An 18,605-nucleotide genomic window follows, 5' to 3' on the forward strand; every position below is an offset into this window, starting at 1 on the left:
CCGGGACACTCGCAATGGCTTCGACACCATGCGAACTACCAGAGGTCCCGCCCTCTTGACAGGGCGCACACATCCTTAACGCACTGGCGTTGCACTCAGCGGGATATGACCCGGGAACTGCATGGCGAGGAAATCGGGCTGGTCCGCCCGTACCTGGTCGCGCACGAGGGGGGAAGCGCAGAAGCAGCAGGCTCGGCGTCGCACGCTCCGGCTGGCAGTGCGCGGCATCGACATCAGTCCCCGGCTGTCCGACGGAGTGGAGGTCACGGCATGACGAGCGGGACCGGACAGCTGCGCCTGTTGCCGTGGGCCGGGCCCAAGGGCAAGCCGTGCTATCTCGCAAGTGACGGAGCCGGATACCTGTCGCGGCTCGCCGACAACATGGAGTCGACCCAGCTCGGCCTGGCCGGAGATCTTCCAGGAGGCCAGGCGTGTTCTGGACAATCGGCAGTGGACGCAGGGCGAACTGCATCTGCCGGCAGTCCGGTTGACTGAAGCGTCGGCAACGTGCACCGCATCGCGCTGAGTCGCGGCGCATGCCTGCCCACACCCACCGACGACGACCTCAACACCGTGGACGACGTGGAGGACGAGGAAAAGAGGCAGGAGAGTTCGTACCCGGCCGTCTGCCGCTGACCATGCCTCGTGGCTCCCTGTTCCCATCCAAGCCGGGCCGGTAGAGATCCCCGGAGAGCCATGGTTCTCCTGGGATCTCCCTTGCATGCAGTCAGGTGTCCTGGAGGCGCTCGCTTCCTGGACGATGGCGAGCCTCTTCCAGGCGCTCCAAGCGCTCGCACATGTCGGCCATCTGCTCCAGGATCAGTTCTAGCTTGCCCGCCAGATCCATATCCCAGGATGCCGGCGGAGTGAGGGGCGGTGGCTGCTCTCCTGAGCTGCCTTCCGTTCCGCCTGTGTCTCCCGGCTCGCGCCCAGAAGAGGCTTTCGCCGTTGCGTACTGACAGATCCTCTTGCTGTCCGGATCGAGGAGGTCATCGACCCAGGATCCCGCCACGCCGAGCGGCCGGCACCGGCTCCGGCCCTGGCCACGGCTTCACCCGCGCCCGTGCGCGGCGAGTCCTCACCGCCTCGGCGCACCCCACCACTTCCCGTGGTGGTGACAGACGCGATTCCAATCTTCACCAGAGGCATCGTCAGGCACTGCTACGAGCATCGATTCCGCTTCGTCGCGCACACGTCCGGCCTGAGCCGTGGTCAGGCGCCGACAGTTCCACAGTAGCCGAGCCATTTCGGCCGCCAGCGGACCGTCAGGCCGCGACGGTTCGCGGAGTTCGACACCAGTAATGGCGGCGAGGTCACCAGCCGGAATACCGAGAGCAGTCGCGAAGCCCGCCACCCGGTCCGGAGTCAGTGGAACGCGGCCTCTTCCAATGCCGCTGATCGTGGAAGCGGCCAGGTACACGCGGCCTTCGGTCAGCAGGGCCAGGGTCTTGGCCGCAGCAGTCGGGGAGTGCAGGTTCCGGTTGCCACACAGCAGGTTGGCGAGCATCGCGCCGAAGCCCACCTCCTGCTGATCATACATGAACGGCGGAGCGGACGGACGTTCTTTGAGTTCCAGCGGCAGCTGATCGACAAGCCGGTGGATGTGGGCTCTCTGGCCCGACGGCAGCGCCATCGCGATCCGGACAAGGTCCGCGATCGCGGATCCAGCGGCCGCGTCCCGGGGTGTGAGGGCTTCCGGTCCACGGAGGTCGGCGATCACATAGAGGTCGGCGGCATGGAAACCAAGCGCGGATGCGAGGTCGTCAAGCTGCGAAGCCAGCGGCGGCACGCCCGATATCACCGCGCGGAGTTCGGTCTCCGGGATACCGGACGCGGAGGACAGCCACGCGACATCCACCCTGCGGTTACTCAGTAGGCGGGTCAGCAGCACGCCAAAGCCCGGATGATTCGCCACGGTGTCACCTCACGTCTTACGTCGACTCGACGGCGGGGAGAGCGTGGCTCCTTGGAGTTGATGAATGGACATCGCCACTCCCAGGAGCCACTTTTTCAGGTCAAACCGTCGTAACGCTAATTTCGCACCGACCAGGGGTTCCATGCGGTGCCTTCGTCGACTGTCAGCCCGAAGCCCTGCAACGCTCGCGCGGCAACGTCCCGGAGCGGCATGTAATCCCCCTCGTTGTACGCGGGAGCATAACTGCCAGGCTGATAGTGGCCTGAGCCGTTCGTCATCTCCAGCACCCTTCCTTCCGCGTTCACGGTGAATCCGCCAGCGAAGAGCACCGGTTCATGGTCGGCCAGTGTCGTGTGTCCCGGCCAGTCGGCCTCGGGATCGAAGGCACCCTCCTCGTACAGCGACTCGTTCATCGCCCGCACCGAACCATCCAGCTTCTGCACGAAGATGTAGGTTCCAGCCTCCACTCCTTCCCCGGACCGGACGATCTGGTCCTCAGCAAGGGGACCCTGGGGACCGGTATCGATGTTCGGGTGCCGGCCAGGTCGCCAAACGTACGCAGGCTGTGCTGCCCCATCACCGCAATTCGTATTGTGCACGAGAATTGTCGCATTTCCCGCCACAACATAGTACGTGTGGAGTTGCTGAACGGTGAGGTTCCAGCGGTTTGCCGTACCATGTGCGGGTTGGGCGGTGACGACGTAGACGTGGCCGTTGGTGGCGGTATTGAGGGCATCGCCGGGATGGAGTTCGCCAGCCGCGACCCAGGTGCGTGTCGTGTCGTCCCAGAACGGGTGGTTGGCGGTGGTGTGGAGGGGGGCGCTGTGGCCGTTCTTGGTGCGGATGGTGAGGTCGAGCAGGTCGTGGTCGTGGTTGATCCACACGTGCTGGACGGTTCGGGCGCCTTGGTGTCTTCCCGTCTTGGGGTTGGCGGCTTGAACCTTGTCACCGGTCTTAATCTTGCCGATCGGCTTGGTCTTGCCGTCACCCATGAGGACGGGAGTGTCCGGGGAGAAGCTGCAGCGGCTCGATTTCGTCTTGGGTGCGGACTTTGTGCCCGCGTTGCCCGTTTCCGGTTCGCTGGGCTTGGTCGCTGCAGCGTCCGCTTCCTTGGCGTGTTCCTGTGCGTTGGCACGTTTCGCCGCGACCATGTCGGCTTCGTCGGCGGCAGCTTCGTTGAGGGAGTCGGATGCGGCCGCCGCGTTGCCTTCGAGAGCCCCGTCACCGGCGCCTTCGAGGTCACGCGCCGCACCGCTCCCGACGGCTCCGACCCCGTCTTCGAGACCACCGCCCGAGACGACACCGCCGGCCACCTCGCAGGCCTGATCGTGACCCGCACCGCCTCCTCCGATCCAGAACCCACACTTAGCGACGTCCCAGAGGGGCTCGATGACGACCTTGACGACGATCTTCGCGGGGTCGTGCTTGTAGTTGACCGCCGGTCCGCATTCTCCGAATCGACCGCACGCGTACGGATTTCCTGGGGTGGTGGAACTGCTGCTAGTCCCACTACCGCTGCTTGAGGTGTTGGTCCCACCGCCGCCGCTGGAGGTGTCGGTGTCGGTGGAACTGCTGGGTGGGCCTCCGGCGATGTCCCCCGGCACGAACAGGCCGCTGGGGTCGGAATTGGTGGACGGGTTGTCGCCGGCGTAGGTGTAGCCGCCCATCTGGTTGGGGTCGCCCGCCTCGAAGACCGGGTCGGGGGTGAGGAAGCGGCCCTGGGCTGGGTCGTAGTTGCGGGCGCCGAGGAGGTCCAGGCCGGTGGTGGCGTCGGTGGGCTGGCCGAGGTAGCCGTGGTTCTCGTCTGCGGCCACCCAGGTGGTGGGCTTGGTGCCGCGGGTGTTGCCGTAGGGGTCGTAGTAGCGGCGGGTGACTGCCAGGGTGCTGGCGTCGATGGCGGTGGTGGCGGTGCCCTGGGCGTTGGCGACCTCGTAGGTGACGGTCCCGCTGCTGGAGCGGCAGATGGTGGTGCCGTCCGGACCGTGGTAGTAGCGCAGGCCGGTCCAGGTTTTGGCAGAGACGTTCAGCGTGATCTGTTCGGTGCCGCCGAACAGGTACAGGATGCGGGTCTTGGCGGTGCCGTCGACGCTGCTGGTCTGTTCCAGCAGGTTGCCGCCGGCGTCGTAGAGGTAGCTGCTGGTGTTGGTGTGGGTGCCCGAGCCGGTGGCGACGGTGGCGGTGCGGCCCTCGGCGTCGTAGGTGAAGGTCTGGGTCTGGCCGGGCGGCAGGGCTCCGGTGCCGGCGGTGGTCCAGGTCTGGCCGGCGCTGCCGCAGGTGGCGAGGGTGAGCTGGGTACGGATGGTGGCGCTGGCGCCCGGGTCGGTCACGCACATCGCGCTGTTGGCGTTGCTGACCAGGGTGCCGGTGTTGGTGACCTTCCACTTCTGGGTGGCGTCGCTGTTGCAGGTGTCGATGACGAGGAGGGTGCCGGCGGTGGTGGCGTTACCGGTGGTGTCCAGGCACATGGTGCCCAGCACCTTGACGGTGCCGTCGGTGCCGATGGTCCAGTTCTGGGCGGCGGATGCGTTGCAGGTGTAGGTGCGGACCACTGCGCCGGGGGTGGTGGAGGCGCCTGCGTCGTCGATGCAGAGTTTGCCGCCGCCGGCGAGGGTGAAGCCGGTGTTCAGCGGGCCGGTGGTCGTGGTCTTCCGGCTGATCGTGTCGCCGGCGTTCGCGTTGCTGTATGCCGGGTCGGTGTAGGTGGGGGTCCAGGTGGCGGTGCCGGTGGTCGGGTTGCTGCTGGTCGTGGTGCCCGCCTGGTCGGGCAGGGTCGCGGTGGCGGTGCCGTCGGTGCCGGTGTAGGCGGTGGTCTGTGTGGTGTCGTTGGCCGCGGCTCCGGTGGTGTCGTGGTTGACCATGCTGGTGCGGTCGCCGAGCAGGTCGTAGGTGTACGTCTGCCAGTAAGGTGCCGGGCCGTCGACCGTGGTGGTCGTGACCGGGGCCGTGGTGGTGGTTTGTACGGATCCGGTGGTGCAGCCGCCCACGCTCCCGACCGGGGAACTCGTGGAGTCAGTGATGCCTGCGGTGTCCGTCCAGGCGGCGGTCAGGCGCTGGAGGGAGTCGTAGGTGAAGCACTGGGTGTCGTGGGTGGTGTTGTTCTGCAGGTCGTCGATCGCGGTGATCTCGCCGGCCTGGTTGTAGCGGTAGTTGGCCACGCCCAGGGCGGTGGTGGACGTCTGCAGCATGCTGGACGTCTGGGTGACCCGGCCGGTGGTGGCGTCGTACTGGGCGAAGGTGGCCAGTTCCTTGCCGGTGGGGCCGTAGTTGGTCTGCAGGACCCGGCCGAAGGGGTCGTGGACGGCGGTGTCCAGGTAGTCGGGGGTGTTGGCCGCGGTGATGAAGCCGCCGATGCCGTCGAGGTTTCCTTGCTGGGTGTAGCCGTAGTCGACGTCCTCGGCGGGCAGGTTGCCGTCGGCCTGGTAGCGCACGGTGGACAGCAGCCCGACGGTCGGGGTGTAGAAGGCGGACTGTGTGTAGGTGACCGTCCCGCTGGTCGGTGCGGTGGACTGTCCGGCCGCGGCGAAGCCGTCTGCGGCCGGCACGGTCAGGGTGCTGCCGGTCGGCTGGTAGGCCGTGTTGTAGCCGGTGACCGCCTGGGTGTACGCCGATCCGGACGTCCCGCCGACGTACCGGGTGGACGAGGTCGGGTAACCCTTGGCGAGCGTGTCGTACACCCAGGAGGCGAGTTCCTTGGTGGGGTCGGGGGTCGCCGACCAAGCGCCCTTGTACTCGGCCGTGGGGCGGTTGTCCCAGTCGTAGCTGTACGACAGGGCCTGTCCGCGCGGGTCGGTGGTCTGCAGCAGGTTGCCAACGACGTCGTACTGGTCGTAGCTGGTGGTGCCGGTGTTCGGGTCCGTCTGGGAGGTCTTCTGGCCCAGGAGGTTGTACTTGTAGGACCAGGTGTCGCCGGCGTTGTCCTTAATCGTGTCGACCTGGCCGGCCGCGGTATAGGTGTACTTCGTGGCGGCGTCGGCGGCCGGGACCGCGTTCGCCGTGCCCTGGCGCCACAACATGGTGCTGTTGTCGCCGGCGACGACCGCCACTGCGGAGTCGTTGCGCACCTGGAGGGTGGAGCCGGTCGTGGAGGTCAGGCTGGTGGTCCACTTCGCCGTACCGCCGGTGGTGTAGACGACGAGGTTGCCGTCGGTACCGAACTTGGCGTAGGCACCGGGGTTTCCGCTGGTGCCGCTGGACCAGATCGTCTTGCCGGTGGCCAGCGCGGTGAGCACCAGGTTGCCGTCGGCCTGCATCGCCAGGCGCACGCTGTCGGACATGAGGGATGTGCCGGACGGGATGACGGCGCCGCCCTGCAGGGTGACGGTGCTGCCGGTGTTCTTCACCACGCTGCTGGTGGTCTGGCCGAGCGCGTTGGTGTAGGTCGCGGCGGAGCGGCCTCCGGCCGGGGCCGTGGTGTCGGTTTCGTCGGCGCCGGGGTAGCTGGTCGTGCTGTGCCACTGCGGGACCGCCTGATGCCACAGCGTGCTGGTGACCGGGCGCCCCTGACCGTCGTATTCGGTGGTGGTCTCCGACGGGATCTGGTTCTCGTTCGCCGCGTACAGGGTGGTGGAGGGAACGTTGTTCGGCTCGGAGTACGGCGCGAACGACGCGGTCTGCCAGCCGTGGGAGTCGTAGAAGGTGTCGGAGATGATCCGGCCGGAGTTGCTGTCGCCGTCGGCTGTGGCCTGGGTCTGGCGCGGCTGCAGCATCCCGTCGTAGATGGTGATGGACGAGGCGTACGTGCCGTCCTCGCGCAGCGTCTTCGTGGTCACCGCGGAGGGGTCACCGGGTGAGGTGAGGCTGCCGCTGGGCCCGACGACCGCGCCGGGGTTGATGGAGTAGGCAAACGTCTCGTCCGCGCTCTGGCCCGACGTCTTGTCACGGCCCGGCAGCCAGACGACCGTGCGCCGGCCGAGAGCGTCGTAGGTGATGTCGGTCTTGCGGTTGTTGGCGTCGACGTTCTCCGTGGCCAGGCCCCGCAGGGGGTCGAGGGTGGAGGTGACCGTCCAGTTCTTGGAGTTGGTGGTCGTGATGCTGGTCGGGTTGGTGTTTCCGCCCGAGAGGGACCATTCGGGGCTGAAGGCGGTGTGGGTGTTCTGCCCCGTGGCGTCGAGAGTGTCGGTGACCCGGCCGGCGCCGTCGTACTTCATCGCCGAGCTGGTCTGCCAGTTCTCCGTGGTCCCGGTGTAACCGGTGGCGGTGCGCACGGCACTGGCCTGGCCGATGGCGGTGCTGCTGGTCTGGTCGAGCTGTCCGAACGTGCCCAGGTTGGTGAGGGTGCCGTCGCCGTCGTAGTAGATCTTCTTGTCCGCCAGCAGTGTGCCGGCGGAGGCCGCGGTGCCGCACGGTCCGCTGACGGAGGTGACCTGGTCGGGGTAGGACAGGGTCATGGTGTTGCTGGACGACGGCGCCGCATACGTGGTGGTGGCGCACTTCTCCTGCGCGGCCACGCTGACGTCGCCGTGCGCGTCGACGGTCGAGACCCGGCCCTGGCTGTCGTAGGAGGTGTCGGTCTGCGTGTGGCGCCAGGTCCCGTTCGCGAGCAGTGCGTATCCGTGCGACTGGGTGGTCTTGATGCGGTAGGCGGTCAGGTCGGGCAGCGTGGACAGGGTCGGCTTGGTCTGGCCGGGGTTGTCGTCCTGGGTCCAGTCCGTCCACGGCGACTGGCCGGTGTGTGCGGTGGTGGTGTAGGTGAAGGGGCCGTTCACGGTCTCGGCGTTGACGGTGCCGCCCGCTGCCGTATAGGTGTCGCTCTCCAGTGCCATGCCCGCAAGTTGATCGGCATCGGTGACGGTCTGGACCGTGGAGCCACCGACCTTGGCGTCCACGCTGACCGAGCGGCGAGTGCCGTCGGCCTTGTAGTCGCCGTCCATGCCCTGCAGGTAGGTGGTGGTCTGCTGGGTCACCGGCTCGGGCGCCTGCCCGGTCTGCACCGTGACCGTGCGGAAACCGCGGAACTGGTCCCACGTGCGGTACTGGTCGTCGGTCTGGGCCGAGTCGTCCCGGTGCCAGGCGGGCCCGGTGTAGCTGTAGGTGGAGACCTGTATCTCCGAGCCCGCCGGGATGTTCTGGGAGTTCGGCTTGTACTGGGAGGCGATCGTCAGGTCGGATGCCGTGACGGTGTGCACGGTGGTCTTGTTGAACCAGTCCGCGATCGGCTTCGAGGCACCCGGCACCGTCCAGTACACCGGGTAACAGGAGTTGGTGTTGGCGTCCGCAGCCGAGATCGACAACGTCTTGTTCGCACACGGGTTGGCGTTGTATTCGATGGCTATGGACTCACCGGTCTCGGTCTGGATCGAGGAGATCCTCGGCCGGTACAGCGGCGGCGCGGACGGGGAGGTGTCGTTGACCCGGTTGTCGATTTCGGTACCGGTGAAGGAGACCTGGTTGAGCTTGATGGCGCTGTTGCCGTTGCCGTAAGTGTCCTTGCCGGTGTGCTGGATCGACTGCAGCCACATCACGGCCTGCAGAGAGCCTGCATCCTTGGGGTCGACCGTGGTACCAGTGACCGGGTCGACCGTTCCGCCGGAATCCGAGTACACCTGCCCCAGCTGATAGCTGTCGACGTCCACGAGATCGTCCGTCGACGAGTCGCTGACATGGACCTTCGTCGTGATGCTGTCCAGGCGGGTGGTGGACCAGAACGTCGGCCCCGCGGTGATGCACACGTTGGTCGGGACCGAGGTCGACCCGGACGGCAGGGTGGTGCTGTCGGTGGAGTCGCAGTGCAGGTCCCACGGCACATCAGGCCAGTGCGGGGCCGTGTTGTCGTTGAGGTTTCCGGCCGAGCAGTCGGTGAAGGTGTCCGTGGTCTGGCAGCGCTGCTTGGAGGTGAAGACCACCTGCCCGGCGGGCTTGCGGCCGATCTGCTCGTCGGTGAGCCTGTAGCCGTAGGAGACGGAGTCGAGCGTGCCGCCGCGGACGTACGAGGTCAGTGTGCCCGAGTCACCGGTCGCGGCCTGGCCGCCGCCCAGGTCGTAGTAGTTGGTCTCGGTCGTGTAGTCGTAGCGCTGCACGAACCCGCTCGGGGAGACGACGAAGTCCAGATTCCAGCGCCAGCCCTCGTGCTTGTCGCACTGGGACGCCTTGCCCTTGGCCGAGTCGTAGCACGGATCACCCGACTCCGGGTGCAGCACGGGCACGCCCCAGGCGGCATCGGTCGAGGAGTCGCCGGGTGTGCCGGACTGCATCGCGCCGGAGGGGCCGGGGCCGGTCGGGGAGTGGTCGGCACCGAAGTAGGCGGCCGTACCGTCGGTGGTGAGGACCCGGTAGTAGACGCCGTCCTGGAGGCCGTTGGCGGCCCCGGACAGCTCCTGGATCAGCGTGCCGTCGTCGCCCTGCAGCCGCCACTGCTTGATCTCGCCCGGCACGCTGGAGTCGACGCCGTCGGGCACCAGTTGCCCGGAGTGCGAGCCGAAGGAGATCGCGGCGTTGTCACCAGCCCAGCACTGGTCCCCGGATCCCTTGAGGATCTTGTTCCCGCTGCTGTTCAGGAGAGTGCCGCAGGAACGGTACGCCCGCTCCACGAAGCCCGGCTGGTAGTTCCAGCCGTCGCCGATCCAGGACGCCTGGGAGTTGCGGGCCGAGGTCTCTCCGTCCTCGGACTGCGAGTCGTAGGACAGCGCCACCGACGGGGCGTTGCCGCCGACCGCGGACGGGACATCGACCGGGTAGGAGTAGGTGAAGGCGCCGGTACCGGACGCCTGCCAACTCCCCGAAGGATTCAGCGAGGTTGCCGCATAATTGCCCTGGGATCCCGAGTTGCCGGAGGTGACCTCCACCGTCGCGCTGTCCGCCGTGGTGGCGTCCGCGGACATCGTCATCGGCTGGGCCGCGCCGCTCGCGGCACGTGCTGCCGCAGCGGTGGAGGAGCCGAGCGTGAGGGTGGCGGTGAGCTGGTCCGCTGCCGCTCTGTTGGTGAAGGTGATGGGGGTCCGTGTCCCGCACTGCTTCAGCTGAGGCGTGGTCATCGCACAGGCCGGCACCTGGAACAGCCGCAGCCGTGACCCGAAGCCACCGCCGTACGCCTTGGCAAGCGACGAATAGTCGATGACCACGCGGACCCGGCCGCTGCCGGACTTCGCATCGGCGCGGGTGAAAGCGAGCAGCATGCCGTCGGCGCCTGCCCGCAGAGTCTGGGTGTGCGACGCGACCTTCACCTTGACCGCCGCCGGGCCAGACGGATTGGCGGAGCCTGGCTTGTATCCGGCGGCAGGCTCCGGTGCCACCCACACCGGCAAGCCGCCGGCCTTGACGGGCTTCGTCACCGGAAGGACGCGAGTGCTCAGGGAAGGAGCGGATGCAGCTTTGGCGGGTGCACGGGAAGCACTGGCGGGGCTGGACGACGAGCCCGGCGTCGCCGCGGTGCTGGAGGCGGTGTTGCCGGCTGCGGTGGTGTGCGTCAGGGAGACCGTTTTCGTACCGGCCTTCGGCCACGCCGGTTTGACGGCCTGATAGCGGCTCGCCGCCTTGTAGCCCTTGGGGTGGACGGCAGTGGGCCGGCGCAGGGCGTGGCTGCCCACCGCCGGGGTTTTCGGCAGGGTTTTCGGGTTCCACACCGTGCCCTTGAAGCGGTACGGCCCTACGACCACTCCAGCGGCCACCGCAGCGGGCACGAGGAGCGTCAGCAACGCGACGGCTGTCGTCGCCAGAGTCAGCGCTCTGCCCCAGATCCGGTACTGGACGCTCGCATACCAACGCCGCTTGCCGCTCACTGAAATCCCCCAACGACCAGCGGTCCTGACAGACCGTCGCCCCCCAATCACGCGGGCTGCGTGATCGTCGGGAGGCTATTGATGGGGGCCGGTCAACTCAATACCCTGTGCCGGCGATGTGACCAGTACGTATGCCAACTGGGTGCCCGATGTGCGCTTTCCGTGAAGTCGCGAATATCAACACCTGGTGGCAAACCGGACACCACGCACACCGCTCGCCATGGCTAGACATCCATCAATGTGGCGAAGATCACGAAAGCAAAGCATTTGCAAAAAGAGGGGGAGTTGCTAAGTGTTGTCCGGATATACCCGAAAGCAGCGCAGGAGACGGGAACTGACGCGCCGTCTGGCGCTGATCCCCGCGCTGGCAGGGCTGTTGCTCACCGTTCCCGTCGCGCCTGCAACCGCCGACGAGTCATCCCCGAGTGATCCAATGCTGGCCGCCCAGGCCGAGGCCGTCGCCGACGGTCAGGATGTGCCCGTCGAGTCCCTCACGACGGAGACCTCCACCGTCACCGCCAACCCCGACGGCATGTTCACCTCCACCACCAACGTCATGCCGGTACGGGTGCTCAAGGACGGCGTCTGGACACCCGTCGACGCCACCCTCGCCACGAATGCCGACGGAACGCTCTCACCCAAGGCCACGCCGAACGACGTCACACTGTCGGGCGGCGGCAGCGGCCCTCTGGTCACCATGACCAACGAGGACGGACACAGCATGGCCCTGACCATGCCCTTCACCCTGCCCACCCCCACCGTCAGCGACGACACCGCCGTCTACAAGTCGGTTCTGCCCGGCGTGGACCTGTCCGTATCGGTCACCGACCAGGGTGGCTTCAGCGACGTGCTGATCGTCCACGACGCAGCAGCCGCAGCCGACTCTCACATCAAGAAACTCACCGAGGCCGCCTCCACCCAGGGCCTGACTCTTTCCGCGACGGATTCAGGCGGCATGATCGCCACCGCCGCCGACGGCACCGTCGCCTACACCAGCCCTCGCCCACTGATGTGGGACTCCAGCACCGCTCCCGACGCACCGGCGACAACCGCGCCCGCCACGGACACCACCACAGTCGGCAACGCCCCTGTGGCATCCTCCGCCGACGGCCCCGGTGAGGGAGCCAACGTGAACACGGTGCCGATGAGCACCACATCCAGCGGCATCACACTGGCACCGGACACAACCGTGCTCAATGCCCCGGACACCACCTACCCGGTGTACATCGACCCCTTCAGCAATCCGGTTACCAAGGACGCTGGCCACTACGACGAGGTGTACTCCAGCTCCACCTGCTCCGACAGCCCGCAGTACGACAAACTCCAGACCCTCGGTGAGGGCGTGGGCTACCAGCGCTGGGGGGGCGTATGCGGCACCGGCCTGGAACGCTCCTACTACGCCATCCCCACCAGCGGGCTCGACCCCTCCATGCAGGTCTATGACGCTCTGATCACGGTGAGCTCCACCTACGCGGCAAGCTATGACTGTTCACAGAACCAGCCGATCACCCTCCACACCACAGGTTCGATCGACTCCGGCACCGACTGGAACAACAAGCCCGCCACCGTCGACGGCAGCTACGACCCCGTCACAACAACGATTCCCAGTGCGGCCAACTCCGGTAGCAGCTGCAGCAACCACCCCGCGACCTTCAAGGTCATCGACCAAGCTCAGCGGATAGCCACGTATCACAGCTCCAGCGGCGACTACTGGACGGTTGGGCTGTTCGGCAACGAGAGTATCTCCTCCGGCAACAACGACTACCTGCGGATGTCCAGCTCCCTCACCATGACGGTGAGATTCGACATACCACCGGACATCCCGACAAGTCTCCTTACCGCTCCGCCCGCGACCGGAGCCACCGGCTCCTGTGTCACCAGCGGCGACGGCTGGATCGGCGCGACCACCTACTCCGGCGCCGGAAGCAATGTCCAACTGCACGCCAAGGTCAAGTCGAACGTATCCGGCGAGAATGTCAGGGCGATCTTTCACGTCTGGGACCGCACTGTCCTCGATTCCAGCGGCAACGCCCAGGACAAGGGAAGCCCCACCACCGGCTACGTCGCAGCGGACACCGTCAGAGACGTGAATTCGCCCATCGGGTTCACCCTCAAAGACGGCCACGAGTACGGCTGGGACGCTTATGCCCAGGACGACAACGCAAAGCTGTCCCTGTCCTCCGGCATCAGCGACCACTGCTGGTTCAAGACCGACTTCACCCCACCTGGCACTCCTGATATCGCCGACAATTCCGATGTCCCACCCGTCGGTACAGGCTCCACGGCCAGCGGTATCTACACAGGCAGCAAGACCAGCTTCACAGTCACCGCGGCGGACGGCGCCCCCTCCGACAGCAGCTGCACGCCCAACGCATGCCTGTCCAGCGGCGTCGACCACTTCCGGTGGCTCCTTGACAGCCAGCCCACCGCCACCACCGGCACGCTGGTGTCCATCACCAGCACCGACACTCAGGGCACCGCGACCGGCAACATCTCCGTGACCCTGCCCACCTGGGGCGTGCACACCCTGTACGTCGCAGCCGTAGACGCGGCCGGCAACATCTCACAGGCCCCGGCCAGCTACACCTTCACCGTCCCGTGGAACCCCGACACGAAGATCACCCCGGGGGACATCAGTGGCGACGGCATCCCCGACCTGCTCGCCACCACCAAGACCGGCGACCTCGAACTGATCCCCGGCGACGCCGACCCCGCCAAGAGCCCTGCCCCCGCCCAGACCGGCCCCACCACCACGCCTCCCGCGATCAACGGCCCGGTCCTCGTCTCGACCCCAGCCGACTCGCCCGACGGAACCGGCTGGAACAACTACCTGATTGCACACCGTGGCAATCTGCACGGCGCGGACGTCGACGATCTGTTCGCCTACAACCGCAAAACCTCACAGTTGTACGTCGTCCCGAACGACCTTGATCCCGCCGACGACAGCGCCGTCCCGCTCGTCAATTGGTCCAGCTTCCCTGGCTACATCCGCAAGAAGTCCGATGACATCGTGATCAAAGACCCCTGCCAGCCAACTGTTCCTGACGACCGGTGCGCGGGCGCCGGGTATGACCGGGATGCGGCGTGGAACATCAGCCAGCTCGTCGTACCCGGCAACGTCTACGGAAACGGATACGGCCATCCTGCCGTCATTACTGTGGAGAACGGCAAACTGTGGATCTATCAGACCGACAACGGCAAGCACCTCGCCGACCCGGTCCTGCTCGGTGACGGCGACTGGACGGGCCTCACCCTCATCGCACCCGGGACCGTCGGCGGAACCCCCACCCTGTGGGCCCGCGACAACACCACCGGCGCCCTGTACACCTACTCGCTCGCCCTCGGCTCCGACGGCCTGCCCCCGCTCCTGCACGCCACCACCCACACCGCCCTGCCTCTCACCCTGCCTCCGACGACCTACCCCCAGATCGCATCGTCCGGCGACGTGAACAGCCTCTCCGGCGGCCCGGACGGCAACCCCGATCTCTACGTAACCGACACCCACGGCGAACTGATCGAGTACCCAGGTACCGCGTCGACCAGTACCACCGCCAACTTCGCCGCCCCTGTCTCCCTGGGCACCGCCGCCAACGCCGCGACTCACTGGTGGAACCTTGACGACGGCACCGGCAACACCACCGCCGACTGCGCCACCGCCACAGACTCCGGCTGCAGCGCCGGCCTCCCCGCGTCACTCAGCGGCGCCTATACCTGGAGCAGCGACTCGACTCGAAGCAAGTACATCAACCTCAACGGCACCACCGGCCATGCCAATACCTCCGGGGCGGCCGTCGACACCTCGCAAGGCTTCACCGTCTCCGCCTGGATCAAGCTCAATTCGTCGTCCGCCAACTCGACATTCGTCTCGCAGGACGGGGCCGTCAACAACGGCTTTCAGCTGTACTACTCCTCGGGCGCCCAGGCGTGGGCCTTCGGCAGACACAGCACCGATGCGAGCGGTGCCGTCTGGCAGGCCACCTACGGGAGCAAGCCCGTCATAGGCAAATGGACACACCTGGTAGGCGTCTTCGACGCCACCAACCAGGAAATCCGGCTCTACGTCGACGGCAAGCTCACCGCCGCCAAGGACTGGACCTACACTCCCTGGAACGCGACCGGCTCCCTCCAGATCGGCCGCAAACTCTCCTCCGGCGCCTACGGCGAGTACGCCAACGCAGGCATCAGCGACATCCACGTCTACAACACCGCCCTGCCTCCAGCCGACGCAGCCGCTACCGGTGACAACCCCGCCATCAGCCAACTCGACTGACCGCTGAGGGACGTTCAGGCGCTCGACCGAGTCACTTCGGTCGAGCGCCTGTCGAGTCCGCGGGGCGATCATGCAGCAGACCTATGTACCGAACCGTCAGAGCACACCACTACAGTTCTCGATCACTTGACCGATCCAAGAGTGCCGAGGGGCCGCAGTCGGATCCTTGCGCTCTCGCTTGCAGAGTCGACCAATTCTCTGGGGGGACCATCATGAGACGCAGCACCTTCTTGGCGGCGGCCACGGCAACCGTACTGACCGCCGGCCTGTTCACGGGCCTCACCCCGGCCTGGGCGGACGGCACCACCGGCGGCCCCGTCCTGGTCGACGCCAACGGCTGGGACGAGCCGGGTCTGGTCTTCGTGACAGCGCATTCCGACAGCCCGATCACCCGCGTCACGGCCCACTTCTATCCGCTGGACGCACCAGAGGGAGCCCCGGAGGCCGGATCGACCGAGGACTTCACCCAGTACTCCGGACAGGACGCGACGTCCGGCACCTGGCGGGCGCCGGTGCACCTGGCGGACCTCGGTGACTACCGGGTGACCGTCGATCTGCAGGACGCCTCCGGCGCCACCGTCACCGGCGCCCTCTCCCCCGACCCCCTGCAGTACCGGACCATCGTCATGATCTCCGGTCTGACCGCCACCCCGGGTGTGCCCGACTACCTCCACCAGGAGGTCTCCGTCAGCGGTACCGCCGTCGCCCGGGATCCCCGCGACCCCGACGCCCCGGTTCCCGCCGACGGCATCACCGTCGACGTCAGCGCCGGGCGCAGCAGGCTGAAAGCGACCACCGGCGTCGACGGCCGTTTCACCGCCGATTTCGTCCCCACCGGCCCGTTCTTCCAGCTGTCCGCTGCGGCCGAGGTCTCCAGGAGTTACCCGGGGGCGATCGACCTGCCGATGTATCCCCTGGACCTGCACACCACACAGGCGCCGGTCCGCTTCTCGGCCAGCAGGCATGCCCTGAACCTGAAGCAGGGCGCCACCGGAACGATCACCGGCCACGCAGAGATCCAGACGCTTTCCGGCTGGCAGCCGCTGCCGAACACCTCGATCACCCTCCAGGACTCCTCGATCGTGGCAGGCCAGACCACCACCGACAGCCATGGCGACTACACCCTGCACGTCTCTTCGGACAACCCGGCTCCGAGCGCCGAACTCATCGCAGGCACCAACGGCATGCCGTTCCAGCAGATCGCCACCCAACCCTTCAGCCTGCACGTCGCGTACACCACCCACATCGACCTGACCGCGTCCCTCAAGGACGATGGGTCCATGCCGACCTACGGCTACGTCTACTACGAAGACACACGCGCCCACTGGCCCGCCAAGCCCACCGTCACCCTGCAGTACTCCAAGGACGGCAAGACCGGCTGGAAGAACGCCGCCACCGTTCCGCTCCCGGTCCGCTACAACAAACCCCTGTTCCAGGAGTGGTTCGCCCGCACCCTCACCGCGCCGGACACCGACGCCTACTGGCGAGCCCGCTTCGACGGCAACCCCGACCTCGGCACCAGCACCACCAGGCCCGTCCACCTCTACCGCTACGCCACCCGCATCACCGGCTTCCACGCCTCCCACGACCCGGTTCGCAAGGGACAGTCGATCAGCTTCGGCGGCACCCTCCAGTACAAGAAGGGCACCACGTGGAAGCCGCTCTTCGGCGGCTCCCCCACCCTCTACTTCAAGCCCCGTGGTTCCAGCACCTACCACTACGTCTGCGAACTGGACAGCGACAAGCACGGCCACCTCATCGGCATGGTGGAAGCCAAGCAGGACGGCACCTGGGCCCTCGCCGTCAGCCGCGAGACCGGGGACCACTACCTCAGAAGCGCCAGGGTCACCGACTACGTCGACGTCCGCTAGCCGTTGACCGTGGTGACGCCCGGTAGCCATCGGTGATCACGATGTCGTGGACGCCCCTATAACGGGAGGCTGGATACTGTCCTGACCAGGTTGAAGACCTCGCGGGCGGCATATCGCTTGAGGCAACGGATGATCTCACGACGGGTCCTGCCCTCCTGGGTACGGCGCTCGTAGTACGCCTGGGTACGCGGGTCGTGGCGCAGCCGGGTGAACACGATGCGGTGCAGAGCGGCATTCGCCTGCCGGTCGCCGCCACGGTTGAGGCGACGCGAGCTCTGCCGGCCCGAGGAGTACTCGACGGGACTGACCCCGCACAAGGCGGCGAAGGACGCCTCAGTACCCAGCCGCTCAGGGTTGTCTCCCATGCTGATCAGGAGCGTGACAGTTCGCGGTTGCCCAGGCCGGACAGCCGCTCCCGCAGAGCCGGGTCGGCTACGACCAGGACGGCCTTGAGCTGGTTGATCGCCTGGGTACGGGCCTTGACCGCGGAGTCCTGGGCGATTTTGAACATCCAGGCGCTCTGCACCGGACCGTCGCCGGATTTGGCCCGCGCCCGGGCGCGACCGCTCAGCACAGCCCGCGCAGCAGCCTGCGCATCGAGCGGATCCGACTTCCCGAGCAGGCGAAGGGCCGACCGGCCGGGCCGGTTCAATTCGAACACCTGAACGCGCTGCGCCGGCAGGTAGCGGGACAGACCCGCACCGAAGCTGCCGGTGCCCTCCACACCGGCCCGGCGCACCGTCCCCAACTTGCGGGCCCAGGCAAGCAGCCGCCCATATCCGGCCGCCGTGGCCGGAAAGGACTTCGTACCCAGGATCTGACCCAGTGGGCAGGCCTGTGCTGGTGGAGTGGGTGCCGCGCTGTCCGGGTGCCATGGTGATCCGCCTCCCGGATAGTGACGTGCCGGGTGGCCGGCACCGGCCCGGTCGGACGGTCTGAACCGTGATGGCGCCTGGTTGGCGGCAAGGCCCCCTATTGGGACACGCCCTGTGGCTCGGTGACAGCAGGCCTCTCATGACCGGCTCTGACAGGCAGCCGCGTGGCCCGTCGTACCAGCTGCCCCGGAGCTCGGCCGGGCACCTGCGTGGCGCACACTCCCGCGGACTCACGACCGCTGCGCCCCCACCGCTCAGCGGACATCGGGCTGGAGCCCATCCATGCCCGTAGAGGCCCGCGCGTCCTCTTCCAGCACCTCATGGACCACCGCGGCCAACTGGGCCCGAGCCCAATCGCCGCAAACAAACCACCCCGGCACGCTGTCAGCACTCCGACAGCTTCGGGGTATCCGCTGAAGACACAGGTTCACCCACCGGCCAGTCGCGCGGACACCGCGTCATTCCGACGGAATGCGAAACTCGAATTCGGGACGGTCCCACGGCACGACGGGCGGGTTCGCGAACGCGGTCCCCGTCCGCACGGCACCGACGCGGTGGTAGAAGTCCTCGGCAGGAACGTGGGACACGACCTTGACCCGGTCGAGCCCTGCGGCACGCGCCTCGGACTGCATGTGCGCGACGAGCAGCCGTCCGATACCCCGTCCTTGCGCTTCGTCGGCGACGAACAGCAGGTCGAGCTCCGGTGGAGCGAGGACGAGCGAGTAGAACCCGAGGACCCGGCCTCCGTGCTCGTCGGCGCCGACGGCCACAAAGGCGCGGTGGGCCTCGATGTAGTCAGGACCGACCTGGTAGCCCGCGACTGCGGCTGCGTACTTACCCTCGTAGGCGCCTGAGCCACGCACGAGCCGCGTGAGCCGTTTGGCATCCCGCGCGACGGCCCTCCGTATCGTGATCGGCTGGCTGACCGGGGAAGTACGTGAACCCATCGGGAGAGTATTT

Annotated in this window: 8 protein-coding genes; 3 read left to right on the top strand and 5 right to left on the bottom strand. The window is 67.1% G+C overall.

The genetic code is table 11. The annotated features are described in order from the left end of the window. Positions 1-507: 507 nt before the first annotated feature. Complete coding sequence (locus AB0D85_RS20450) at positions 508-636, top strand: hypothetical protein (RefSeq protein WP_362322003.1); 129 nt, start codon at positions 508-510, stop codon at positions 634-636. A 442-nt stretch (positions 637-1,078) separates the two neighbouring features. On the opposite strand, the gene AB0D85_RS20455 is transcribed toward AB0D85_RS20450, so the two are convergent. Both AB0D85_RS20455 and AB0D85_RS20460 read right to left on the bottom strand, forming a co-directional pair. After that, positions 1,079-1,915: a hypothetical protein gene (locus AB0D85_RS20455; RefSeq protein ID WP_362322005.1), complete on the bottom strand. Its 837-nt coding sequence runs from the start codon at positions 1,913-1,915 to the stop codon at positions 1,079-1,081. Between the two features lie 116 nt (positions 1,916-2,031). Further along, positions 2,032-10,629: a ricin-type beta-trefoil lectin domain protein gene (locus AB0D85_RS20460; protein ID WP_362322007.1), complete on the bottom strand. Its 8,598-nt coding sequence runs from the start codon at positions 10,627-10,629 to the stop codon at positions 2,032-2,034. A 433-nt stretch (positions 10,630-11,062) separates the two neighbouring features. Between AB0D85_RS20460 and AB0D85_RS20465 the strand changes: the two genes are divergently transcribed. Together AB0D85_RS20465 and AB0D85_RS20470 are read left to right on the top strand one after the other, a co-directional pair. Further along, on the top strand, positions 11,063-14,899 hold the full coding sequence (locus AB0D85_RS20465; RefSeq protein ID WP_362322009.1) for a LamG domain-containing protein: 3,837 nt from the start codon (positions 11,063-11,065) through the stop codon (positions 14,897-14,899). Between the two features lie 212 nt (positions 14,900-15,111). Beyond that, positions 15,112-16,770 (top strand): hypothetical protein, encoded by a 1,659-nt coding sequence (locus AB0D85_RS20470; RefSeq protein ID WP_362322011.1) that lies wholly within the window; start codon positions 15,112-15,114, stop codon positions 16,768-16,770. 56 nt (positions 16,771-16,826) lie between these two features. Here AB0D85_RS20470 and AB0D85_RS20475 read toward each other — a convergent pair whose 3' ends face one another. The 3 genes from AB0D85_RS20475 to AB0D85_RS20485 form a co-directional block, all read right to left on the bottom strand. Then, positions 16,827-17,135, bottom strand: coding sequence for an IS110 family transposase (locus AB0D85_RS20475; RefSeq protein WP_362322013.1), 309 nt, complete (start codon positions 17,133-17,135; stop codon positions 16,827-16,829). 5 nt (positions 17,136-17,140) lie between these two features. Continuing rightward, a complete protein-coding gene (locus tag AB0D85_RS20480; RefSeq protein WP_362322590.1) occupies positions 17,141-17,746 on the bottom strand; it encodes a transposase in 606 nt (201 codons plus the stop codon). Between the two features lie 357 nt (positions 17,747-18,103). Then, complete coding sequence (locus tag AB0D85_RS20485) at positions 18,104-18,592, bottom strand: GNAT family N-acetyltransferase (protein WP_362322015.1); 489 nt, start codon at positions 18,590-18,592, stop codon at positions 18,104-18,106. Positions 18,593-18,605: the final 13 nt, after the last annotated feature.

The sequence above is a fragment of the Streptomyces sp. NPDC048277 genome, from assembly GCF_040652235.1.
Classification (GTDB): Bacteria; Actinomycetota; Actinomycetes; order Streptomycetales; family Streptomycetaceae; genus Streptomyces.